This is a genomic window from Pseudarthrobacter linnaei (assembly GCF_055412825.1).
Map to the genome: position 1 here is coordinate 176,838 of NZ_JBVAYX010000003.1, position 24,308 is coordinate 201,145.

Genomic DNA, 24,308 nt, shown 5'->3' on the forward strand with positions numbered 1-24,308 from the left:
GCTCAGAAGCGCCGGATGATCCGGCGCTGCGCGGCCACGGAGATCGCCGCGGTGCGGTTGTCCACACCGAGCTTGCCGTAGATGTGTACCAGGTGGGTCTTGACCGTTGCCTCGGAGATAAAAAGCTGCTTCGCGATGGCCCGGTTGCCCAGTCCGGTGGCCAGCAGCTCCAGCAGCTGGATTTCGCGCACGGACAGGGCCGGTTCGGGATTGCGGATCCGCCCCATCAGCCGGGCGGCCACCTCGGGGGCCAACGCGGTCTGGCCGGCCGCCGCGGCGAGCACCGCCTGGCGGATCTGCTCCGGCGGGGCGTCCTTGAGCATGTAGCCGCTCGCTCCGGCTTCCACCGCAGCGAGGATATCGGCGTCGGAGTCATAGGTGGTGAGGATGAGCACGGGCGGGGCCGGCTGGCCGGCCTCGCCCGCCTTGATCCTGCCGGTCGCCGTGACGCCGTCCATGCCGGCGCCCATCTGCAGATCCATCAGGACGACGTCGACCGGCTCGCCGAGGGTGCGGAGCCGGGACAGCTCGGCGAGGGCTGCGCCGCCGTCGGCCGCCTCGGCGACGACGGTGAGGCCCTCGAAATCTGCCAGCATGGCCCGCAGCCCGGCACGGACCACCGGGTGGTCGTCCACCAGCAGGACGCGGATGTCGTTCACGCCCGGTTCCCTGCCGGGGAGTCCCCGAGCGGGAGCCGGATGGCCACCACCGTGCCTTCGCCGGGGGCGGATTCGATGTCCAGGCTGCCGGAAAGCGCGGCCACCCGTTCCCGAAGCGATTTGAGCCCGTAGCCCGAGCCGTCGGGGCGCCCGGCGGTGCCCGTGACCGCCAAGGGGTCGAAGCCCGCGCCGTCGTCATAAATGTCCATCGCCACTTCGCTGCCCAGGAAGGACAGGGTCACGACGGCGGTGCCTGCCTGGGCGTGCACCCACACGTTCGCGAGGCTTGACTGCGCGGCCCGCAGCAAGGTGGTGCGGTACGGGTTGGGCAGGTCCACCGGGGTTCCCTCAAGGTCGAAGCGGCAGCGCAGCCGGGTCCCGCGGGCGGCCGCCTCTGTTTCGGTCTTTTCGCAGAGCCGGCGCAGGCTGTTGACCAGGGGATCCTCCGGTGGACTCCCCGCCAGGGTCTCCACCGAAGTCTCCCCTGACTTCTCGTCGGTATCCTCCGCAAGGGCGGGGGGCTGCAGGCCGCGGACAAAGTTTCGCGCCTCGGCCAGATTGGCCGAGGCCGTCTGCTGGACCGTCCGGAGCCGGTCCCGGGCCGTGGCGGTGTCCCCGTCATCGAGGGACTTTTCCGCCGAGCGGCCCATCAGCACGATGCTGGAGAAACCCTGGGCCAGGGTGTCGTGGATTTCGCGGGCCAGCCGTGCCCGCTCGGCCAGCGTGCCGGCGTCGTGCTGGCTGCGGGCAAGCTCGGCGCGGGTGCGGCGCAGCTCCTCGGCGGCGAGCCGCTGTTTTTCGGCTTCCAGATACAGCGCCCGGTACGCCAGGCCGGTGACCACCGCAAAGGCCGCCCCGAACGCCGGTCCCAGCACCATCGGCAGCTGCAGGGCGCCGCCGTCCGCTCCGGAATTGTGGAACCACAGCGCCATGATGACCAGCACCGTGCTCAGCGCGATCGCCGGCAGCGCCAGCCGCAGCGGCAGTACCTGCAGCTGCAGGAAGAAGAGCGGGAAAGCCAGCCAGACGAAGTCGGCGCTGGCCCAGATCAACAGCAGCCAGAGCAGGCAGACGGCCGCCAGCCAAAGGCGCGCAGACGGCCGCGGATCGAACCGGGACGGATCCGTGGAATGCCGTTTCTCCAGGACGGTGCCGAGCACGTAGACGGCGGCAAGAATCAGCGCCAGGCCCAGGGCGAGCCAGCCCGTGCCCTGCAGCCCCGTGCCCGCCAGCCGCACCACGGCAACCAGGAGCAGGACTGCGAAGCCGCTGTGCAGGCACACCCGCAGGACGCGCAGTATCACCGCGGCATCCGGCGTGCCGGCGGTGGCGGACCCTGCCGGGCCGCTGCGGGCCATGTCATCCATGCTTTCAGCGTAGTGCCGGGGCGGGCCGATTCCGGTCGAACTGCCTGCCGCCGGGCCACTATCAACCTTTTGGTTGACCCGCGGGTCAACCACTCCGGCCCGCAGTCCCCACCGGGCGGGCGATGCCGGCGACGCGGCGCAGCGGGAGGCTTGGAACACGGCCACCAACCCCCGAAAAGGACTGCCATGTATCTCGCTCTCCGCGACCTCCGCTTCGCCAAAGGACGCTTTATTCTGATGGGCGGAGTCGTCGCACTCATCACCCTCCTGCTCGTGCTGCTCTCCGGACTCACCGCCGGCCTGGGCAACCAGTCGACATCGGCCCTCGCCGCACTCCCCGCGGACCAGATCGTCTTCGGAGCCCCCGCCGGCGACAGCGCCAAGGCATCCTTTACCGGGTCCGAGGTCACCCGCGGGCAGCAGTCAGAGTGGGCCTCCCGGGACGGCGTGGCCCACGCCGAACTGCTGGGCATCAGCCAGAGCCGGTTCCAGGCGATCGGCCCCGCAGGCACCCCTTCCGGGACGGCCAGCGTGGCAGTCTTCGGCACCGACGGCACCGGCCTGGCGCCTGCCCCTGTCGCCGAGGGCACGGTCGTGATCGGCAGCAGCCTCGCCGAGGAACTCCAACTGCGCGCCGGCAGCCCCGCCACAGTCGGCGGAACCGAACTGACCGTCTCGGCCGTCGTCCCGGACCAGTGGTACTCCCACACCGGAGTTGTCTGGACCACCCTCGGTGACTGGCGGACGCTGGCCCACGTCACCGGCACTGATGCCGCCGCGACCGTCATCGCGGTTACCGCCGACGACGGACAGACGCTCGACGCCGATGCCGCCAACACGGCGGCCGGGACGGTCAGCACCACCCGGGACGGGTCTTTCCAGGCCCTGGGATCCTACAAAAGCGAAAACGGCTCCCTGCTGCTCATGCAGGCGTTCCTGTACGGGATCTCGGCCCTGGTCATCGTGGCATTCCTGACGGTCTGGACAGTGCAGCGCACCCGGGACATCGCGGTCCTCAAGGCCCTCGGCGGGACCTCCGGCTACGTCCTCAAGGACGCCATGGTCCAGGCGGCGTTCGTGCTCCTCGCCGGAGCCACGGCCGGGGGTGCCGCCGGCGTGGCTGGCGGCGTCCTCGCGGCCGGGTCAGCCCCGTTCCTGCTGACCCCGCAGACCACCCTGCTGCCGGTGGCGGGCATCGTGGTGCTCGGACTGGCGGGCGCGGCCGTGGCGGTCCGGAGCAGCACCCGGGTCGATCCGCTGCTGGCTCTGGGCGGCAACTAGCCCCGTACCGCACCGCACCGCACCGCACCGCACCCAAACATTCCATGAAAGGCATACACCGTGAACACCGCCCTGCATCTCGTCAACGTCACCCTGGAGTACCCCGATGGCGACGGCACCCTCAAAGCGCTCGACGACGTCAACCTGAAGCTCGGCCGGGGGGAATTCCTGTCCCTTGTTGGACCTTCCGGGTCGGGGAAATCCTCCTTGCTGGCCGTTGCCGCCACTCTCGTCCGGCCCACGGCAGGGCTCGTGATGATCGACGGGATCGATGCCGGCGGACTGTCCGGGGCACAGCGCACGTCCCTGCGCCGGGACATGATCGGCATCATCTTCCAGCAGCCGAACCTGCTGCCGTCCCTGACCGCTCTGGAGCAGCTGGTGATCAGGGACCACCTGCGCGGCAGCCCGGCGAGGGCGGCCACTGTCCGTGCCGCCGCGCTCCTGGATCTCGTTGGGCTGGCCCCGGCAGCCGGGAAACGGCCCCACCAGCTCTCCGGCGGCCAGCGGCAGCGGGTCAATATCGCCCGTGCCCTGATGGGGGATCCTGCCGTACTGCTGGTCGATGAACCCACAGCCGCCCTTGACCATGGCCGCAGCGAGGCGATTGTGCGGCTGCTACGCCAGGTCACGGACGAGTTCGGCGTGGCGACGGTTATGGTCACCCACGACACCGGCTTCGTCCCGCTGACGGATACGGTCGCCAGCATGCGTGATGGCAGGATCTCCGCCCTGCAGCCGGTCAGTCCTGCCCGGGTCTGAGATGTTAGGCACGGTACGGCAGAAACCCTAGACCCGGAGGGACGGCACCCCGAGGCCGAATATGTCCCGAAGAGCATATTTGGCGGCGTGGAATCCTGGCATGCCGGTAACGCCGGGCCCCGGCGGGGTGGAGGAGGAACAGAGGTAGACGCCGCGCAGCGGGGTCCGCCAGGGGACCGGGCTTAGGACAGGCCTCCTGATGATGCCGCGAAGGTCCATCAGGCCGGCACTGAAATCCCCGCCGACGTAGTTCTCGTTGTACGCGCCGAGTTCAGCCGCTGTCGTCACGTGATGGCCGAGGACGAGGTCGCGGAATCCGGGGGCGAAGCGCTCCAGCTGGGCCGTGACAGCCTCCGCCATGTCTACAGTGGATCCGGCCGGCACGTGGCAGTAGCTCCACAGGATGTGCCGGCCCTCGGGTGCCCGTCCGGCGTCGAAGCCCGATGGCTGGGAAACCAGGACATAGGGCCGTTCCGGATGCCGCCCCGCGGCGACGAGGTTTTCCGCCTCGGCCATCTCCGCGCGGATGCCACCCACGTGGACCGTGCCGGCGTCGGCCAGTCCGGGGGCCGCCCACGGCACCGGGCCGGAAAGGATGAAGTCGACCTTGCAGGCCCCGTTTCCGAACCGGAACGACTCAAGGGCGCGGCGGTAGCGGTCGGGGAGCCTGCCCTCCGCCATTCGCAGGAGCCCGGGCGGCGCGACGTCCAGCAGCGTGGCGCGGACCGGGGGCAGCTCCGCCAGGGATCCGATCCGGGCCCCGGTTTCCACCGCGCCGCCGTGCGCTTCAATGTCCGCCACCATGGCCTGCGCGATCGCCGCGGAGCCGCCTACCGGAACGGGCCAGCCGACCGTGTGGGCCAGGGTCCCCAGCATGAGGCCGGCTCCAGCCGGAGCGGGGCCCGGGAGCTGCCCCACCGCGTGCGCGGCGACCCCGGTCAGCAGCGCGGGCGCCAGATCCTCCCGGAACCGCAGTCCCCACAGCGCTGAGCCCTGCTCCAGGACCCGGGCACCGAACAGGGCGGCCGCCACCGGGTCGTGCGGAATCCGCAGGAGCTGGTTCAGCGTCAGGTCCGTGATGCCCTCCGCGCGCTGCACGAGCGGGGCCATCAGCCGCCCGAAGGCGCGGCCATCGCGTCCCAGGCCGGCAACCGTGCGCTCGAGTGAGCGGTACGCCAGCGCCGCCCGGCCGCCGTCCAGCGGTGTCCCGTAGGAGACCTGGGGAACCTCAAGCCGGATCCGCCGGGACAGCTCGAACTCCCGGAAGAACGGCGACGCCAGGGCCATCGGGTGCACCGCCGAGCAAACATCGTGAAAGTGGCCGGTCTCCATGAGTTCCGTGGTGCGCAGCCCACCGCCCGGGGTGGGCGCCGCCTCGTAGACGTGCACCTTCAGTCCGGCGCGCGCGAGCGTCACCGCCGCGGCGAGCCCGTTCGGTCCTGATCCGACGACAGCGACGTCAGGCATCCGCGGTCCCCTTCCGCCAGGGCAGCACGGAAGCCGCGGGCCGCAGCAGGTCTACACGCAGCCGGTCCGGAGCCCCTTCGAACGGCCCGGCCTGCGGATCATCCATCCCGTACCGGCGGACCATATCGTGGCTGGGGTCCCAGACCTCCCAGGCCACCCTCGCCATGAGGTAGCCGGTGGCGATCATGTGGAAGACCACGGCCAGGACGTAGTAGGGCATATCAATATTGTGCTGGGAGACGCCGCCGCTCGTCACCTGTCCGAGGTACATCCAGACGGCTGCCCAGTGCAACGCCTCGAAGGTCTGCCAGATCAGGAAGTCGCGCCAGCGCGGCCGGGCCAGGGCAAGCAGCGGGATGAGCCAGATGACGAACTGGGGTGAGTAGACCTTGTTGGTCAGGATGAACGCCGCCACAATCAGGAAGACGAGCTGCGCGAGCCTGGGCCGCCGGGGCGCGGCCAGGGCCAGCGCGCCGATCAGCACACAGGCCAGCACGAAGAGGTTCAAGGCCAGGGTGTTGATTGCCTCGGGATGCAGGGGGAGCCAGCCCAGCCGGCCGGCGACGAGGTTGTAGGCAAACCAGGGCGAGCTGTAGCCGGCCGGCCGGTCCTCGGTGAACTGGTAGAAGTATTTCCAGCCTTCCGGGTCGGCGGCGGCAACCGGGATGTTGACGACCAGCCATGCGGCGGCGGCCGCACCGGCCGTGACCAGGACCGCCCGGATCCTCCCGGTGCGCAGGGCCAGGAGCAGGACCGCGCCAAGAATCAGCACCGGGTAGAGCTTGGTTGCGGTACCCAGCCCGATGAAGATCCCGGCCAGCACGAGCTTGTTCCGGGAGAAGCAATACATGCCCAGGGCCAGCAGCCCAACAGCCCACATGTCCCAGTTGATGGTGCCGGCCAAGATGAGGCCGGGGGCCACCGCAACCATGGCAGCGTCCCAGGGCCGACGGCGGGCCATCCGTGCCGTGGCGAGCACCGTGACGATCCAGACGGCCAGGATCAGGGCGGCGTTGACGTCGAAGTAGGCCAGGATGCGGCTGGCCGAGACGCCCTCGCCGGGCACCAGCAGGGCCGTGGCACCGGCGATGAAGCCCATGAGGACGGGGTACTCGAAGACCGTCCCCTGCGTAATGAAGGGGAACGCGCCGTCGCCGAGGCCGCGGTTCCTGAACAGTTCCGGGAAGTCCGAATAGCAGGTTGCGTAGAACTGGCCCGGGGTTTCCCAGCCATTGCCGCGGCAGAAGGACTTGATCAGGATGCCGACCACGGCTGCCAGGACGGTCAGCAGGATCAGGACGCGTTCGACGGTGAAAAATCCGGGGGAGATGATGCCCGGGGCAGCGCGGCGGCCCATGGGTCCACCGATCAGCTCCGTGAAGTTCCTCAGCAGGGGGTCGCTGCGGCTCGGAATGACCAGTCGGACACGTCTGCGGTGCTCCGGCGGCTTAGTCTCCTGCATGAACCCGAGCTTACCGGGGCCGCTGCGGGTGCCGGTGCTGCGACGGGCAGGCAGCTGAACGGGTGCTTAAACGGGGGAGCCCACGCGCCGCCGCGTGGGCTCCTTGCGGATCAGTTCCGATGTCAGTCATCAGTTATTCCTTCGATGCCTGGACCTGCATCAGCGGATGAGGCCAATCTGGTGCATGACGACGTAGACGTCTTCACGGTTCCGGTCGAGGAGTTGTCCGTTGAACAACGTCGTGCGCCGTGGGGCCGGTTTGAGGGCCCGGCGCAGTATCCTCTGGAGTTTCTGCTTCATGGTGGTCACCTCCCTTCGCCGGCTCGTGCTCTGTGGTCGGGCTGTGGTGCTGGCAATTGTCACGGTGGGCCTTTCATTGGTACTGCGGGAACGGGGGTAATTGGGCATGCCAATTAAGGCCTCTGTGAATTGAGGAAGAAATGACCGTAATTGGACAAGGAAATGCCCGGCGCTAATTAAACGGTTTCGCAAAAGCGGAAGGAGGCCCTTGGACGCAGGCTGCCCGCAACCCCAACAGGAAGCTGGGTTCCGAACTTTGGGGAGGCTGCGCAACCGCGTGGTTCGGCCTGGTCAGTCCACTGTCACGGAACTTCCGGGAAGGGGAGTGCCGGCATCGCCCTGGCTCCGCTTCCCAGGTCTAAGACCTGGGCGCGGCCGGAAGGGTCAGGAGGCAGTCGGGCCGAAATCTGGGCGCGGTGCAGCGTCGGAGGCCGGGGTGGCGGCGAAGTACATCCATCCGCTAGTCAAAGTAATCATTTATCCCAACCTCCTTTTCTGTTATGCCGTGGCTCCCGCCGACCGGCCGGGCGACGCGCGCCTCGACCCCGGCAGGACGCCCTGGGGTCAGAAATAAAAATACACCAGAAATGCAGCATTTGACTACCGTATTCATAAACTTTCTTGAAGTTGTTCTCTAAATCCTGATTACAGTCCCCAGCGGACCACTGCCGGGGTCTTCTTATCCCAGCCGAGCGTGCAGACTTTCGCGGTTCCAAGGATAAAGTGCCGCCCCTCATGGGGATCGAGCCCCAGCCACCGGGCGGTGAGGATCCGGGAGAAGTGTCCATGGGCCACGATGAGCACGTTGTCCAGGCCGGATTCCAGGACCCGCGCCACAATCTTGTCGGCGCGCGCGGCGACGTCATCGAGGCCTTCGCCGTTCGGCACCCCGTGGGTCCAGATCAGGTATTCCGGGTTGTCCTTGCGGATGAGGTCCGAGCTGATGCCCTCGTAGTCTCCGTAGTCCCACTCGACAGCGAGCGGCTCCAGCTGGGCGTCGGGGAAGCCGGCGAGTTCCGCGGTCCGGCGTGCCCGCCGCAGCGGGGACGTCAGCACCAGGTCGAAGTCGACGGCGTCGAGCATTTTGCGTGCCTCCACGGACTGCTGCTCCCCCTCCACGGTGAGCGGGAGGTCGGTGAGGCCTGTGTACTGGCCGCTCTTGGACCACTCCGTTTCGCCGTGCCGCAGGATCCACAGCTGCGGGCGGGGAGCGTTGGAAGCTGCAATCACTTAGGACTCCTCAGTTGAGAGTACGACGGCGGACTCGGGCTGTGCAGCCCACCATTCGTGCAGTTTGGCCTCGGCGACGGCGGGTTCCAGCGGGCCGTGCTCCATCCGTTCCTCCAGCAGGAATTTGTAGGCTCGGCCGACGGCGGGGCCGGGCTTGAGTCCCAGGAGCTCCATGATCCTCCCGCCGTCGAGGTCCGGGCGGACCGCTTCCAGTGATTCCTGCTCCCGCAGGGCCGCGATCCGGGCCTCGAGATCGTCGTAGGCGAAGGCGAGCCGCTCGGCCTTGCGCTGGTTGCGGGTGGTCACGTCCGAACGGGTCAGCCGGTGCAGCCGTTCCAGCAGCGGACCGGCGTCGGTGACATAGCGGCGGACGGCCGAATCGCTCCAGCCTGCTTCGCCGTAGCCGTAGAAGCGCATGTGCAGTTCCACCAGCTTGGCCACAGCCTTGATGGTGTCGTTGTCGAAGCGCAGCGCCTTCATCCGTTTTGTCGTCAGTTTGGATCCGACCATGTCGTGGTGCCGGAAGCTCACCGCGCCGCCGGGTTCGAAGCGGCGCGTGGCCGGCTTCCCGACGTCGTGCATCAGGGCCGCGAACCGCAGCACAAAGTCCGGACCGGGCACCGCACCGTCGGCATCCGTTTCGAGCGCTGCGGCCTGCTCCAGGACCTGGAGGGAGTGCTGATACACGTCCTTGTGCCGGTGGTGCTCATCCGATTCGAGGCGCAGCGCGGAGACCTCGGGCAGCACGAAGTCTGCCAATCCGGTGTCCACGAGCAGGTCCACCCCGGCCCGGGGGTGCGCCGCGCAAATGAGCTTGACCATCTCCTCGCGGACCCGTTCCGCGGAGATCATGGTGATCCGCTCCGCCATCCGGGACATCGCCGAGCGGACGTCCTGGTGCACCGTGATCCCCAGCTGCGCCGCGAAGCGGGCGGCACGCATCATGCGCAGCGGATCGTCGGAGAAGGAGGATTCCGGCGCCCCCGGGGTGGCGAGGATGGAGGCGTGGAGGTCGCGGACCCCGCCGAAGGGATCCACGAGCTCCAGCGCGGGCAGGCGCAGGGCCATGGCGTTGATGGTGAAGTCCCGGCGCAGCAGGTCATCCGTCAGCGATGTTCCGAACGCCACCGCGGGTTTGCGGGAGTCGGGATCGTACGCCTCGGCGCGGTAGGTGGTGATTTCGATCTGGAAGCCGGCCTTGCGCATCCCGATGGTGCCATAGGCGCGCCCGATTTCCCAGTAGTTGTCAGCCCACTTCCTGATCAGGGCAACCGTCTGGTCCGGGGTGGCGTCGGTGGTGAAGTCCAGGTCGGGGGACACCCTGCCCAGGAACAGGTCGCGCACGGGCCCGCCCACCAGGGAGAGTTCGTGGCCGGCGTCGACAAACCGCTGCCCCAGTTCCAGGACCACCGGGTCTACCTGGAAATCAACAGTGTGCGGGTCAGTCTCGTGATGTGCGTGCGCCATAGTTCCTTAAGCTTGTCAGAAATCCCGGCCAGCACCACACCGAATGCTCCCCAAGTCCGGCCGCTGGCACCGAACCTAAGGGACGGAACGGGCGATCCACTTTCCCGGCCGTCCACTTTCCTGCCATGTTTAGGTCATCAAGTGCGGACAAGAGTCGTTAGAGTGGACTTCATGGCCCATCCCGTACCGAGCGCTCCCGGCAGGAGGACAAACGCACCGTTGCCGTCGGCAATCGGTGCCAATGTCGCGCCGGTGCAGCACTCCGGACAGGCCTCCCTCCCCACGGTGGAGGAAATCTCCGCCGGCGGCGTTGTAGTGGACACTTCCGACGGCGAACTCCGGGTTGCGATCATTGCCCGCCTTAACCGCGGCGGGCGGTTGGAATGGTGCCTGCCCAAGGGCCATCCGGAAGGCAAGGAAAGCAACGAGGAAGCAGCCGTGCGGGAGATCGCGGAGGAAACCGGCATCGAGGGCAAGATCCTCGCACCGCTGGGAAGCATCGACTACTGGTTCACGGTCAGCGGCCACCGCGTCCACAAGACCGTCCACCACTACCTGCTGCAGGCCACGGGCGGGGAACTGACGATCGAGAACGATCCGGACAAGGAAGCCGTGGACGTCGCCTGGGTCCCCATCCTTGAGCTGGCCCGGAAGCTCTCCTTCCCGAACGAACGCCGCATCGCCGACCTCGCCAAAGAAGTCCTGCCGGAACACCGCTAGGCCCACACAATCCCCCCTTAACGGCCGCGGATGGCGGCTAAAGCCGTGCCCGGGTGAGACGATGAAGACGATGTCATCAGCCAAACCCACCCCCGCGCACTCCGGCCCCGCCGATTCCCAAGCCGTCCAATCCGGAGAAGTCCGTTCCAGCGCCATCATGGCTGCGGGAACGCTCGTCTCGCGTTTCCTGGGCTTCGCCAAGACCTGGATGCTGGCGGCCGCCCTCGGGCTGGGCTCCACGGTCAATGACACGTTCATCAACGCGAACAACCTGCCGAACCTGATCTTCCTGCTGGTGGCAGGCGGCGTCTTCAATGCCGTCCTGGTGCCCCAGATCATCAAGGCCAGCAAGGCTCCGGACAAGGGGGCGGACTACATCAGCCGGCTGCTGACGCTCGCCGTGCTGGTGCTGCTGACGCTCACGCTGGCAGTAACGCTGCTGGCGCCGTGGGTCATTGAGCTGACGACACAGGGATACTCCCCGGAACAGAAGGCCCTCGCAGTGTCCTTCGCGTTCTTGTGCCTTCCGCAGATCTTCTTCTACGGGCTGTACGCCCTGCTGACCCAGGTGCTCAACGCCCACGGCGCGTTCGGGCCCGCGATGTGGGCGCCGATCCTGAACAATATTGTCGCGATCGCGGGCCTTGGCATGTTCATCTGGACCTTCGGCGCCAACGCGGCCAACCCCCACACCCTGGACACCTGGGGCTCCACCCAAACCTTCCTGGTGGCCGGATTCTCCACCATCGGTGTCATCGCACAGACCGCCATCCTGCTGGTCCCGGTCCTCCGGCTCCGGCTCGGGCTGCGGCCGCGCTTCGGCTGGCGCGGGGTCGGCCTGGGCCAGGCCGCCAGGCTGAGCGTCTGGACCCTGGCTACGGCCGCCGTCGGGCAGCTGGCCTTCCTCTACGTCATGCGCATCGCCACGATACCGGGCGCGGAACGGCTCCGGCTGGACCAGGCCGGGGACCCGGCCGCCGACACGCTGCCGGGCAACGCCGTGCTGGAAGTGGCAAGCCAGCTGTATCTGCTCCCGCATTCGATCATTGCGCTGTCGCTCGCCACCGTGCTGTTCAACCGGATGACCCGGGCCTCGCAGGACGGGGACCATGCCGCGCTGCGCAGCGCACTCTCCCACGGGCTCAGGACCATGGCGGTGGCCACCGTGTTCGGAGCCCTGGCCCTGTTCGCGTTGGCCGGACCGCTGGGCATGTTCTTCTCCGGCGGGGTGCCCCAGGACGGCGTCATGCTGGCCCAGACGCTGACCATCCTGGCCCTCAGCACACCGTTCATGAGCGCCAACTTCATGATGTCCCGGGTGTTCTACGCCAACGAGGACGCCCGGACACCGTTCTTCATCCAGCTGGTGCTGGCCCTCGTGAACGTGGTTGCCGCCTTCACCATCCAGTTCCTGCCGTTCGATCAGATCATCTTCGCCATCGCCGTCCTCTACACCGGCGGCAATATCCTGTCCGTGATCGTCAGCGCGATCTTCCTGCGCCGGCTCCTGGGACACCTGGACGGACCGCGGATCGCCAACGCCTACATCCGGATGGGCTACGCCGCGCTGGGTTCCGCCCTGGCCGGTGCCGTGGCTTTATGGCTGATGGGCAGCTACAGCCGGGACGGCTTCGCCTGGAGCAACCCCGCCGCGGCTTTGGTGACGATTGTCGTCGTCGGGCCCGTGATGCTGGCGGCCTACCTGCTCCTGCTGAAGCTCTTCCGGGTAACCGAGCTGAGCGACCTGCTGCAGCCGCTGCTGGGGCGCCTGCGCCGCCGGTCGGCTGCGGAGCCCTCCGCCGGGACGCTTCCTGACGGCGCCGCTGCAGCCCATCCGAGGCCGGAACGCGCCACTGTCGCGGTGGATACCGGACTCATTCCAAGGATTTCCGGGGAATTCGACGCCGCCTCCTTCCGAGCCGGGCCCGACCTGTCCGAACAGGACGAACGGTCCGGCCGCTCCGGACCGGAAGGCGGCTACCTCCCCGCCGAGGATCTGCCCGGCACCGCGGAGGGAGGCCTGGGCGGCGATGTTCCCCTGCCCGGGCGCCGTACCTATCAGGGCCCCGCGGGGCACAACCCCTATTTCCCGTTCGGGGGCAAGAAGAAAAAATAGTAACCGGCCGGGTCCCCGGCGCCGTGCTTCCGTGGCCGGGACCGGCGCATCGGCTAGGATCAAAGACTAACAAGGGGAGTTGCAGACCAGAGGTCCACCGGCTTTACCGGACGGCCTGCGGTCACTGATGAAGTGATCAGCTCGGCAGCCCCCGGACAGTCTAGGAGGAGCCCGTGTCCCACCCGATCGATGTCGGATCAGTACTAGGTGGCCGTTACAAGGTCACAGCCACTGTACTGACCTCACATGACCAGGATCTGGTGCTGGACGGTGTGGACCAGGTGCTCAACCGTGCCGTGAGCATCCTCGTGGCCGGCCCCGACAACGCCAATCAGGTGGCCCAAAGCGCCCGCGAAGTCGCCACAGGGGAACGACCCGGCCACGTACAGATCCTCGATCTGGGGGTCAGTGAAGACACGACCTACCTCATCACCAACCACACCTCGGCCGCTGACCTGCTGGACCTGGTGGTATCGTCCCACCCGCCCTACGTCGAGCCGTTCTTCACGGACACGCTGGGCAGTGAAATCTTCGGTCAGCCGCGATCCCACGAGCCCGAAACCTACGACGGCCTCTACGACGAAGAAGAGGTAGATGCGGGGTACATCAACTACGGGCAGAACCAGAAGCCCGCCGCGCCGGTGCAAAAGGCCAAGCCACCGGTTTCCCCGGCCCGCCCGCCCTTGCGTCCGGCATCCTTGCCCCCTGCCGCCGGCGCAGCCGGTGCCGCGGGGCTGGCTGGCGGCGCTGGACTGGCTGGGGGCGCCGCCGACGGCGGAGCCGCAGCGGCCGCGTCACCCGGCCCGACGTCCCCCGCCACCGCGCCCCAGGCGGCCGCCCCCCACGTGACGGCTCCCCAGCCGGTCCAGGGAGGCTCCCCGAAGCCCGCTGCACGTGACTCCGCTCCGCCGACTCCTGCGGAAACACCCAAGGTCTCGCTGTGGTCAAACGACGACTACGAACATCCCGCCGCCGACAGCGAGCGGACTTCCCAGGAGGGCCAGACACCGGCATCTGCCGCTGCGGCCGGGAGTGCCTCCGCCGACCGCGCCCCCCGGGTCTTCCCGGGCTCGGCCCGGAACAGCGACTCCGCGGCAGATGATGAGTACTACGGCAAGGACGAGGAACCTCAGCGCGAGCCCCGCTCCATGCGCTGGCTGGTTGGCGGCCTGCTGGCCGCGGTCCTCGTGGTCGGCCTGGTTCTGGCCGTGACCAATCTCGGCAGTCTCTTCACGACCACTCCTGCGCCCATCGCAGGCGGCACTACGTCAGCCAGCGCGCCCGGTCCGACGTCGGCAAATCCGTCAGGTACCGCCAGCGCCGCCCCGGCCTCCGGTCCGCCCGCCATCGAGGACGTCACGCGGCTAGGCAACTTCGACTTCGCCGGCACCTATGACGGTGACCTGGTCAAGACCTTTGACGGCAATGCCGCAAGCTACTGGTCCGACATGGAATTCGCCACGGACAACTGGGGAGGCCTGACCACCGAGGTTCCGCTCGTCGTCAAGCTCGAGAGCCCCGCCAAGGTCTCCTCGGTGACGCTGAGCCAACTGGGGGCGTCCGGCGGCAGCATCAGCGTCTACACCAACAACCGTCCGTCCCTGGACGGTGCCAAGCAGGTTGGCAGTAACAGCTTCACCTCCCCGGATCTGACGATGCCCCTGCAGGAACCCACCACCGCTGAATATGTCATCGTCTCCATCAAGACCCTGCCTAAGCTGGCGGCCCCGAAGACCCGCTACGGGTTTGGGCTGCGTCTGGCCGAGATCAAGGTCCAGTAGCAGGGCCGGTCATCAGGGCAGTTTCCCGGCGGTCCTCGGTGCGCAGGACGGTATCCTGAGTGACGGTGTCCTCCGGTGATGCCCTAGTCCGACCGGAATATTCAGCACCAAGAGGTAGTTGTGCCATGTGGCCGGCCATCCAGGCGGGCGCATCGACAAAGGAAGAGGTTCACCGCTAAGTGAGCAACGCAGAAAACACCGCGTCCGAAGTACGTGATGTCATCATCGTAGGCTCCGGCCCTGCGGGCTACACGGCCGCGGTGTACACGGCGCGCGCCAACCTGAAGCCGCTGCTCCTGGCCGGATCGGTAACGGCCGGCGGCGAGCTGATGAACACGACTGACGTCGAAAACTACCCGGGCTTCCCGGATGGAATCATGGGCCCGGACCTGATGGAAAACTTCGAGAAGCAGGCCGCACGGTTCGGCACCGAAATCCAGTTTGAGGACGTTACCGAACTGGCACTCGACGGCGACATCAAGACCGTCACCATCGGTTCAGGGGAGATCTTCCGGGCCCGCTCCATCATCCTCTCGACCGGTTCCGCCTACCGTGAGCTCGGCCTGCCGAACGAGAAGCGTCTCTCCGGGCACGGAGTCAGCTGGTGTGCAACCTGCGACGGTTTCTTCTTCAAGGGCCAGGACATCGCCGTGATCGGCGGCGGTGACTCCGCCATGGAAGAGGCACTATTCCTCACCAAGTTTGCGAAGTCCGTCACCGTCGTCCACCGCCGCGACGCCCTGCGTGCCTCCAAGATCATGGCCGACCGCGCCCTGGCCCACGAGAAAATCAGCTTCGTGTGGAACACCGGCGTCGAGGATGTCCTTGGCCAGGACAAGGTCACCGGTCTCCGGCTGAAGAACCTCCTGGACGGCACCGAGACAGAGCTCGCCGTCACCGGCGTCTTTGTGGCGATCGGCAACGATCCGCGCACCGATCTCGTCAAGGGCAAGATGGACCTGACTCCCGAGGGCACAATTGCCGTCGAAGGCCGCACCTCGCAGACCAGCATCAAGGGCGTCTTCGCCGCTGGCGACGTCATCGATCCGACCTACCGCCAGGCCATCACGGCTTCGGGGTCCGGCTGTGTAGCCGCCCTCGACGTCGAGCACTACCTCGCAGACTTCCACGCCTAATCGGCGCGCAGCCACCTACCGAAAAGAGACAGGGCCATGAGCAACGCAAAAGACGTAACAGACGCTAGTTTCGGCACCGACGTATTGGCTTCTTCAAAGCCGGTCATCGTGGACTTCTGGGCCGAGTGGTGCGGTCCGTGCCGCAAACTCGGACCGATCCTCGACGAGATTTCCGTGGAATACAGCGAGAAAGTGGACGTCGTCAAGGTAAACGTCGACGACAACCCGGCGATCGCGGCGCAGTACGGCATCACGTCCATTCCCGCCGTCTACCTGTTCCAGGACGGGGAAGTGAAGGGCACCGTCATCGGGGCCCGCCCCAAGCAGTTCTTCGAGAAGGAATTCGCGGACGTATTGTCCTAAGTACCGTCCCGGTCTGTGCCCAGTGCAGACCGGGCGCCAAAGTGGCCCCACTTCCGCTGCAGGAAGTGGGGCCACTCTCTTGTGACGTGGGAAGGTGCAGGGCCCTGCGCGTTGGATCTAACCTCACCCTGAGTTCAAGCACCGAACTGAATCCGTCTCAACAACCCCAATGTGGTGTTTTCGCTGGCTAAATGGTCCGGTTCACGCGGACCCCTGCCGGGCCGCTCCCGGCCCAGACCGTGAGTGCACTATACCGGTGGCCAGTGGCAGGCACTATCAGCCCATGTTTCACGTGAAACACAATGCGGCCCGGGTCGCCTGAACAGACAAGACGATTTTTGTCTGCAATAGGGGAGCGGGCTGGGGTTACCTGGTTTCACGTGAAACATCGGCATCGGAACGATCGCCTGTCCTTGAAATCACCGCTTCGAAGTCAGGCTGTTCCAACCCTGGTTCATGCAGCCACCCGGGCCGTGGCCGGAGCCACAGCTAGCAGCGTGACGGTCCGGAACGGCAGCGCGCTGGCGTAGGGGCCGGAATACCCGTCACCGCTGGCAGGCCGCTTGTACGCCACGCAGAGACTCAGGCTGTCTACTGCTCCGGAGTGCGAATCCTGAGCGCGCCAAGCTCCCAGCTTAGCCCGGTGTAGGCCGGGAAACAGTTCCGAGCCCTGGGCAGTGACCTTCGCGAAAGGCCCTCGAGGTGGCGACGCAGGCAAATTGGTGGCCTCCAATGACTTCCGGCACCCCTGATACGAGCACACGGCCGGGTATCCAGAATCCGGGGCGGCAGGCCTAGGAGGCCCGCTGCTCGTTCCGACGGTTCACGTGAACATCCACCACAGTCGGATACGAGCGGCTACGGGCACTTTCTGAAGCCCCGGAGGGACAACCTGTTGTGCCGGTCACCCAGGAATAGCAGGCAGCGTTTCACGTGAAACGTCCCCTAGCGGCCCGTGCAACTCCGACAATTCCGTTGCATCCGACACCCAGGCTCGCCGATCCCTGGTGGAGATGCAGCAGACCCGCCGCGTTTCACGTGAAACATGCTGAGTGCGGGACCAAACCCCAAGAGACGCGGGGAGTTTAGGTGCAACAGAATTCGGTATAGGACCGCACACTCCGCGGGCTCGATAGGCGTTTCACTTGTATCGATTCGGACCGAAATCGGCAAAATGAACGCGTTTACCCCGCGCAACTTAAAACCGTGCGATTCGATACCCAACTCTCAAGTCTGGCGGACTATTACCATTGCGGCGAACAACCGAGGCTGTCCCGTCGTGCGCTATCTCTCTTCGTTGAGGACCTTCCAAGAGCTCCCGATGCGGTGCCCAATCAAGACTGCCGCCGGATAGGACACCCGGAGTTCCGGGCTGTGACGGTTCATCACCGGCAGGACTTCCATCGAGGTGCTGGATTTGGCTCGAATCGTGGCCATACAGATGTCAGTTGTGCGTTTCACGTGAAACACTACGTATCTGAATCCGCCCGGCCAGCGCCACTGTCAGATCAATAGAGGAGTTCCCGGCAGACCAGGGACTCATTCGCCCGGGACCGCCCTGAAGGCTTCCACACCGCGCTACCGCGGCGGTGAGCCGCACACAGACCCCCCGCCGATGCCGCGGCAGGCGGTACAGGCGATCGTCCCAGAGTTTAGAGAGCACTGTGCCGGGGCACACCGAAGATCCCGGGCGTCAGGCCGACAGATCTCCGATTGCCACCTTCATTGAAATCCTGAAGCACACCGCAGCCGGCCTCTGGGCCGGGATCTGCTTTTCCGGAACTGGCCGGTAGCTCCGTAGCTCCTCCTCCGGTGTTGTGGCCACTCTCCGCTTCGCCGCGGACGACTGCCCCAGGTGAGTCTGGCAGGGATATTCCACCGGGCAGCAACCACCCGATACCCGGTCCATCGACTGCTCCGGTGCCCTCGCCACGCGGCAAACAACACGTTGCAGAGAAAACCGAACACCGGCTGGTTCCGCAGCTCCCACTCAACAAGCGAAGCACGGGAACTCACCTGCCAGGGGAATTACTTCCTGGTTCGGATAGGGAGGCCCTGTAACGGATGTGGCGCCGCGTTCTGGCAGTGTCCGCCTCGAGAGATTTCCGGGGTACATCCAGAGAAAGTGTTGCTTAGGCCACACAGCGTAACGGCACGTAGGGCCGCGCCTGATGACGCCGGGCCGATGCCCGGTGACCCATATCCTGTAGCCGTTCGCCTGTGATCTACACGCAGTGCAGGAAGAGATTTGGTGCAGGACGCCTCCGCCCGAGCACGTGGCATTTCCGGGATAGTCCCTGCCCGGCCCAGAGCGTTCGTGTTGCCGCCAGAGATGTAAACGGCGTAGCGAGCTCTCAAAGGCCCACTTCGGACTTCCACTGGCGTCCGGTCAATCCGGCAGCTCAGCCAACCGTACCCCTGGGTCCTCGTCGGCAGCGGGCCAGTATGAAGCAACACAAGATGGGGAAGGGCTGGCCAGCCGCTATCTTGTCGCTACGCTGAGGCGTGTGGGAGGACGCTCCTGCCGATGATTGTGGCTGGAAATGGGGGTATCGGGGTTCACCGCAAACGGCCCGGCAGGATCTCCGATCGTCACTACTCACAAGTTTGTCCACAGCTGTTATGCACATTGTTATCCACAGGCTCTGAGTGATTTGTCACAGCCCCTATACGGGGTCCTGCACCGCGATGGGAGGTTAGGTCCGTCCCTGCCATCTGGACCCGTGGTTTACAGCGCTCCTTGGGCCTGAGGTCCGTCACCGGCGATACGATCGCGATATGCCGAATTCCGGCAAACCCCGCACAATTGCACCAAAAATGAACCGCGCGCGGGGGATTTTGAGGGCACAGCCGCGCGTGAATGAAGGCACTGCTCCGGGGCGGTGATTGTTTCACGTGAAACGGCCCCAACGCCAGTCGCGGGAAAGATGGCTCCGCTGGTCAGCGACCCACCATCCGCCCGGTCGCCGGGAGTCCGCTCGAACGTCGCGGTCACATAATCAACAAAGTTATCCACAGCAGTATCCACCGCGATATCCACGCCCGGGCGCGTTCAAGACACCACATTTGGGCCGGTCCACCGCCAGGTCGCCGCCCCTGGCACTGCATCCTCATCGCTGGAAGCGCCGGATCAGTCGGCCGTTGCGCACTTAGACAAGCCGCGCCACACTTGCCGCAACAAGAACCGAGGGTTGGCGCAGCGAGGGCCAGCCAATTGGGGCATGATCCATGCCTTCCACGCTGATGCTCCGTCGTTGGACGCCAGGGCGATCCGGTTGAGCCTCGCTGATGGATCTCAGCTCAGCTCGGAACATCTTCCCTGGGGGAGCTCACCATCCGGCTGCCTGGATGGAGTCGAAGACCTCCCAGGCCCCCAGCCAACTCCACTCAACACCGGCACCCGACACCCGATAGGGACCGCCCGCCGATGCCGGTGCTGAGTCATACTCCCAGCATGACCCCGCCGATGGGATGTGGCATCGGAATCAGACAGGATCCGGTCTGATCCCAAAGTGCTTACCAAGCGGGCCGCCTCTTCTAAAGGGGACAGCAGTGGCTGCTTTGCTGCTACCCATCCCTAGGATCGGGCCAGACTTACTCCGGCGGAAGGAGCCCCTGGAGGTCCGTCAAGAGCCCCGAAGGCTTCCCGGCCCCGAACCTGCCTGTGTGGTGCCGGTCCACGCCGCATCAATGCCGCATCTACCCTGCAATCAAGTAGAACCCAGGTGTCCCCTGATGGCCGCGGAGCCGCCTGCCGGCAGCGGCTTTGCCGGACTTCACCAAGGCTGCCGTTCCCTCGGTACATCACTCCATGCCAGGCCGGCGGCGCCGATAGCGCTGGACCAGTAGTCCGTGACGCGGCATGCCGAGCTGATGAAGATGCCAGCCTTCGCGGATCGGTCAGGAGAATTCCAGGGCCGGCGGGTTGGGGGTGTGAGCTCCTCGACCGGCAGTACCAAGCTATGGATTCGTGGACCAGGTAATACCAGGGACACTCGCGCCACGGGCCGTACAAGGCTCCACAGGCCCCGTGGAGCCCTTTGGGGGAGTCATCGGCACAATCCGTACCTTTCCGGCATGCGAAGCCGCCCACGCGGCACCGGCATCCGCGAACGGCAGGGCCGCTTCCACCGGTATGGCGCGGAGCTCCTTCCCGAGGCGTGCCCTGCAGAAAAGACCAATGATTGCGCAAAAACCGGCTAGGGAGCGCCCTACACCACGGCTCCGCATGTTTCACGTGAAACCTGGCTTCCGGACACACAATTTCATCAGCCACCCTTAGTTGAATGCCAATCGCGGCTCTCGGCTCTACAGGCGAATGTTCCCGTATAAACAGGGCGAGCGGAATGCCACGGTATTCGGATTCTCTGTTACGTCCCGGAAAGCCGCTGGTCGCCTCAGCTGCTCAGGAATATGTGTCCGAGGCTCCTCCAGCCATACTCGGGAAAAAATTGGCCTTCCACCCCGGCGAGGTTCCGAGGCAGGGAGACCACATCTTGTTCAAATCCCCACGTCCCGGTGAACAACCTTGTTTCACGTGAAACGTCCGGATACCTGTCCAGCCCGAGCTGCCAGATTAGGAATCACCCAGTACCGCGGCACGCACAGTTTGAGCGAGCCGGTGCCAGCAAACAGCGGATTAGGGGCCCTGCAGGCATGCCCACAGGGGATCGGGCTCGGTGGCTTCGAAAACTGGAGACGGACCGTCCGCTTTTAGAGCCTGCCGTAATGCAGCACTTGCCTCATAATCAACGGTGCAAATTCCCTCACTAGCGGCAGCGCGATCAGGCGCCACCGCCGATGCGATGCCGGAATGAGTACCGGTCGGGCTCTAACCAGGCGCCAAACCCCTGGTTCGTGCTGCTTCGCGGGGTGCGGCGAGAGCGCAACACCTGCAGGTTCCGGAGAGAAGCCACCTTCTTGCCCAGAGCGGAAGACTTCTGCAGTGGCGGGCAGTTTCCTTGCGCACCGTACGGTCTCCAGCGCGTACAAACAAGCACACTGCCGCAGCGGACCGCACCCCGGCCAACAACAAAGGGACCTGTTTCACGTGAAACAGGTCCCTTCGACGACGCGGGTCGGTTAGCTGGAGGCTCCCGGCGACAAAACATCCATGATCCGGTTGAGGTCCTCCACGCTCGCGAACTCAATACTGACTCGGCCCTTGCGGGCACCAAGGGAGATCTTGACGTTGGTGTCGAGCCGGTCAGAGAGCGAGGAGGCCAGGTAGTCCAGACGCTCGTGCCGCGCCCCGGGACGCGGAATGTTGTTCTTCGGTGTGCCCGACGGATTCTGATACAGCGTCACGGCCTCTTCCGTCGCGCGGACAGACATGCCTTCGGCGACGATCTTCTGCGCCAGACGTTCCATGGCGGCAGCATCCGGAAGTGCCAGGAGTGCGCGTGCGTGTCCGGCAGAGATGACACTGGCAGCTACACGGCGCTGGACCAGCGGCGGAAGCTTGAGCAGCCGGAGCGTATTGGACACCTGGGGACGTGAACGTCCAATACGGTCGGCCAGTTGCTCGTGGGTGGTGCCGAAATCCTCCAGTAGCTGCTGGTATGCGGCAGCCTCTTCGAGCGGGTTCAGCTGGCTCCGGTGCAGGTTTTCCAGCAGGGCATCGCGGAGGAGGTCGTCATCGGTCGTATCGCGGACTATGGCGGGGATGGTTTCCAGTCCCGCGGCCTGTACTGCCCGCCAGCGCCGCTCGCCCATGACGAGCTCGTATGGTTCTCCACCTTCTTCAGTTGAAGTACGGACAACAATTGGCTGCAGGACACCGATTTCGCGAACCGAGTGAACCAGCTCCGCCATGTCGTCCTCATCGAAGACTGAACGCGGCTGCTTGCGGTTGGGGTGGATGTCGGTGACCGGGATTTCAGCAAACCGGACGCCGGGCACCTCAACGAGGTCGACACCCTGGTCCTCCGGTGAGGGAACAGTCCGGTCGACTGCCGGCTTCTCGGCGGCAGACTTAGTTGCTGCGGCCTGCGTCTCACCCTTGGCCGGAGATGTCTTCTGTACCGTTGTCCTCTTGGCCCCGGGAACAGTCTTCGCGTCCGGCCCATTGGAGGAGGGTCCCGCCGGTGACGGTGTGGAGGTGGGCGCCTGCAGCTTTGCAATTCCTTCCGCCTCGGGAACTGTGGAGTGTTCTTGCGTGGCCGCTACCTCGGCTGCCGGTGTCCGCTTTCGGGCCTCCGGAAAGAACAGATCCACGGGACGGGACGGCGCCGACCCATTGCCGGAAGCCGCAGCGGAACTTGGAATCAGTGCCCCAAGTCCACGGCCGAGGCCGCGTCGCTTATCGCTCATGGATAAATCCCTCCATTGGAAGAGCCCCGCATCACCGGGCTCTAGCTATTGCAATTCTCGAAAAGATTCTAACGTTCCGCGATTTCGGCTGCGGCTTCCAGGTAAGACAGGGCCCCGCTGGATGAGGGATCATAAGTCATCACGGTCTGTTGGTAGCTGGGAGCTTCGGAAATGCGCACCGACCGGGGGACGACGGCGCCGAGGACCTGTTCGGGGAAGTGCTCCCGCACCTCTGCAGCCACTTGAGCGGCAAGGTTTGTGCGGCCATCGTACATGGTCAGAAGAATTGTGGACACGACCAGATCCGCATTCAAGTGTTTCTGGATCATTTCGATGTTTTTCAGCAGCTGGCTCAGGCCCTCAAGGGCGTAGTACTCGCACTGGATCGGGATGAGCACCTCACTGGCTGCACAGAAGGCGTTGACAGTCAGCAGCCCCAGGCTCGGCGGGCAGTCGATGAAGATGTAGTCAAGCCGCTCCTCACCGTTCTTCGCCCGTTCCTTGGCGTATACGTCAATCGCACGGCGGAGGCGCTGCTCGCGGGCCACAAGACTGACCAGTTCGATCTCGGCACCGGCGAGGTGGATGGTGGCAGGTGCGCAAATCAGCTTGGCGATGTCCGGGCAGGGTGCTACAACGTCCTGCAACGGGATGTCGTTGATGAGCACGTCGTAAATGCTGTCAACGTCGGCGTGGTGTTCAATTCCGAGGGCAGTCGACGCGTTGCCCTGCGGATCGATGTCGATGACCAGCACATTGAGGCCGGCAGCTGCCAGGGCGGCGGCGATGTTGACTGTCGTGGTCGTCTTGCCGACGCCACCCTTCTGATTTGAGACGGTGAAGATGCGGGTCTTCTCCGGCTTCGGCAGTTCGCGGCCCAAAAGACGTTCCCGGCGTTTGTTTTCACGGGCGAGCTCGCGGGCGATGGGGCTGGAATCGTCGATGGAATCCAGGACGTTCGCGGGGGCTGCAACAGATGTTTCACGTGAAACACCCGCGATGCCGATGTTTTTCGCAACCGAAACCGTGCGATTTCCGGAGTAAGCGGGAGCAACCGTGGGCGCAGCGAAGGCCCGTGCGGACCCCAGGGACACAAACGGGGGAATCCGTTGTGTGGAGGCTTCGCTACTGGTCACTGTGACACACTCACTCTCGTTCGGCTCTTTATGCCGGTTACTAGCCTAACCTCTTACCCTTGGCGTCCAAGGGCACCGGGCTGATGCTAGGCAATCTTTTGAGGCTTATTCACAACGATTCGGACAATGGTTGTGGGTTCTTCGAGGAGGTCCTCTCCCACCAGTACAACGGAAGTCTGCGTACCGCCAAGCTTCCGGATCACCTTGGCGGCCTTTTCGATTTCCTCGCCGGCGCTGCGGCCTTTGATTGCGACAACTTCACCTCTGCCCGCCAGCAACGGAATGGTCAATCCTGCGAGGTTGGAGAGGGCGGAAACGGCGCGTGCCGTGACAACATCGGCATCCACCATACCAACCGCCAGCTCGGCGCGAGTGCGCATGATCGTCACGTTATCGAGCCCGAGGTCATCCACGACTTCCTGAAGCCAGATGACACGGCGTTCGAGGGGCTCGATCAGGGTCAGTTCCAAATCCGGCCGGGCAATGGCCAGGCACAGTCCGGGAAGGCCGGCGCCGCTGCCGACGTCGGCCACATGGCTTCCCTCGGCAATCTGGCTCTCGATGACGGCACAGTTCAGCACGTGGCGGCTCCACAGCCGGGGCACTTCGCGGGGCCCGATCAGGCCCCGTTCCGTTCCGGATGTGGCCAGATGTTCCACATAGCGCCTGGCCAGGTCCAGCCGGTCCCCAAAAATCTTCTCTGCTGCCTGCAGTTCGGCGGGGGTAATCTCAACCATCGACATATCCGT

The 24,308-nt window shown here is 65.5% G+C and carries 17 protein-coding genes; 7 read left to right on the forward strand and 10 right to left on the reverse strand.

Translation table 11 applies throughout. The annotated features are described in order from the left end of the window. Positions 1 to 2 precede the first annotated feature (2 nt). Together ACZYZ3_RS04625 and ACZYZ3_RS04630 are read right to left on the reverse strand one after the other, a co-directional pair. The gene (locus ACZYZ3_RS04625; RefSeq protein ID WP_463962658.1) at positions 3 to 659 is read right to left on the reverse strand and encodes a response regulator transcription factor; all 657 of its coding nucleotides are present in this window, start codon (positions 657 to 659) and stop codon (positions 3 to 5) included. Continuing rightward, a complete protein-coding gene (locus tag ACZYZ3_RS04630) occupies positions 656 to 2,026 on the reverse strand; it encodes a sensor histidine kinase (RefSeq protein WP_463962659.1) in 1,371 nt (456 codons plus the stop codon). Before ACZYZ3_RS04630 ends, ACZYZ3_RS04625 begins: the two co-directional genes overlap by 4 nt. A gap of 186 nt (positions 2,027 to 2,212) precedes the next feature. Here ACZYZ3_RS04630 and ACZYZ3_RS04635 point away from each other — a divergent pair, with 186 nt between their 5' ends. Together ACZYZ3_RS04635 and ACZYZ3_RS04640 are read left to right on the forward strand one after the other, a co-directional pair. Next, entirely contained in the window at positions 2,213 to 3,307 is a 1,095-nt protein-coding gene (locus ACZYZ3_RS04635; RefSeq protein WP_463962660.1) for an ABC transporter permease, read from the forward strand. A gap of 60 nt (positions 3,308 to 3,367) precedes the next feature. Continuing rightward, entirely contained in the window at positions 3,368 to 4,069 is a 702-nt protein-coding gene (locus ACZYZ3_RS04640) for an ABC transporter ATP-binding protein (RefSeq protein WP_463962661.1), read from the forward strand. Positions 4,070 to 4,096: 27 nt separating this feature from the next. On the opposite strand, the gene ACZYZ3_RS04645 is transcribed toward ACZYZ3_RS04640, so the two are convergent. The 5 genes from ACZYZ3_RS04645 to ACZYZ3_RS04665 form a co-directional block, all read right to left on the reverse strand. Further along, positions 4,097 to 5,536 (reverse strand): phytoene desaturase family protein, encoded by a 1,440-nt coding sequence (locus ACZYZ3_RS04645; RefSeq protein ID WP_463962662.1) that lies wholly within the window; start codon positions 5,534 to 5,536, stop codon positions 4,097 to 4,099. Then, positions 5,529 to 6,998, reverse strand: coding sequence for a glycosyltransferase family 87 protein (locus tag ACZYZ3_RS04650; protein ID WP_463962663.1), 1,470 nt, complete (start codon positions 6,996 to 6,998; stop codon positions 5,529 to 5,531). The genes ACZYZ3_RS04645 and ACZYZ3_RS04650 overlap by 8 nt, the downstream gene beginning before the upstream one ends. A gap of 159 nt (positions 6,999 to 7,157) precedes the next feature. Then, positions 7,158 to 7,298: a hypothetical protein gene (locus ACZYZ3_RS04655; protein ID WP_463962664.1), complete on the reverse strand. Its 141-nt coding sequence runs from the start codon at positions 7,296 to 7,298 to the stop codon at positions 7,158 to 7,160. 645 nt (positions 7,299 to 7,943) lie between these two features. Then, a complete protein-coding gene (locus ACZYZ3_RS04660; protein WP_463962665.1) occupies positions 7,944 to 8,528 on the reverse strand; it encodes a histidine phosphatase family protein in 585 nt (194 codons plus the stop codon). Next, positions 8,529 to 9,995 carry a CCA tRNA nucleotidyltransferase gene (locus tag ACZYZ3_RS04665; protein WP_463962666.1) on the reverse strand — a complete coding sequence of 489 codons (1,467 nt, stop codon included), beginning with the start codon at positions 9,993 to 9,995 and terminating at the stop codon, positions 8,529 to 8,531. 171 nt (positions 9,996 to 10,166) lie between these two features. On the opposite strand from ACZYZ3_RS04665, the gene ACZYZ3_RS04670 reads away from it, so the two are divergent. From ACZYZ3_RS04670 to trxA, 5 genes are all read left to right on the forward strand, one after another. Beyond that, complete coding sequence (locus tag ACZYZ3_RS04670) at positions 10,167 to 10,715, forward strand: NUDIX hydrolase (RefSeq protein WP_370871156.1); 549 nt, start codon at positions 10,167 to 10,169, stop codon at positions 10,713 to 10,715. A gap of 70 nt (positions 10,716 to 10,785) precedes the next feature. Then, complete coding sequence (gene murJ, locus ACZYZ3_RS04675; protein ID WP_463962667.1) at positions 10,786 to 12,831, forward strand: murein biosynthesis integral membrane protein MurJ; 2,046 nt, start codon at positions 10,786 to 10,788, stop codon at positions 12,829 to 12,831. A gap of 173 nt (positions 12,832 to 13,004) precedes the next feature. Beyond that, positions 13,005 to 14,612 (forward strand): ABC transporter substrate-binding protein, encoded by a 1,608-nt coding sequence (locus ACZYZ3_RS04680; RefSeq protein WP_463962668.1) that lies wholly within the window; start codon positions 13,005 to 13,007, stop codon positions 14,610 to 14,612. 179 nt (positions 14,613 to 14,791) lie between these two features. Next, positions 14,792 to 15,748, forward strand: coding sequence for a thioredoxin-disulfide reductase (gene trxB, locus ACZYZ3_RS04685; protein ID WP_463962669.1), 957 nt, complete (start codon positions 14,792 to 14,794; stop codon positions 15,746 to 15,748). Between the two features lie 36 nt (positions 15,749 to 15,784). Then, positions 15,785 to 16,111, forward strand: coding sequence for a thioredoxin (gene trxA, locus ACZYZ3_RS04690; RefSeq protein WP_282378867.1), 327 nt, complete (start codon positions 15,785 to 15,787; stop codon positions 16,109 to 16,111). Positions 16,112 to 21,193: 5,082 nt separating this feature from the next. Here the strand turns inward: trxA and ACZYZ3_RS04695 are convergent. The 3 genes from ACZYZ3_RS04695 to rsmG form a co-directional block, all read right to left on the reverse strand. Beyond that, positions 21,194 to 22,423, reverse strand: a complete 1,230-nt coding sequence (locus ACZYZ3_RS04695; protein ID WP_463962670.1) for a ParB/RepB/Spo0J family partition protein — start codon at positions 22,421 to 22,423, stop codon at positions 21,194 to 21,196. A gap of 68 nt (positions 22,424 to 22,491) precedes the next feature. Then, complete coding sequence (locus tag ACZYZ3_RS04700; RefSeq protein ID WP_463962671.1) at positions 22,492 to 23,559, reverse strand: ParA family protein; 1,068 nt, start codon at positions 23,557 to 23,559, stop codon at positions 22,492 to 22,494. Between the two features lie 86 nt (positions 23,560 to 23,645). Continuing rightward, positions 23,646 to 24,296, reverse strand: a complete 651-nt coding sequence (rsmG, locus tag ACZYZ3_RS04705) for a 16S rRNA (guanine(527)-N(7))-methyltransferase RsmG (RefSeq protein ID WP_463962672.1) — start codon at positions 24,294 to 24,296, stop codon at positions 23,646 to 23,648. Positions 24,297 to 24,308 lie beyond the last annotated feature (12 nt).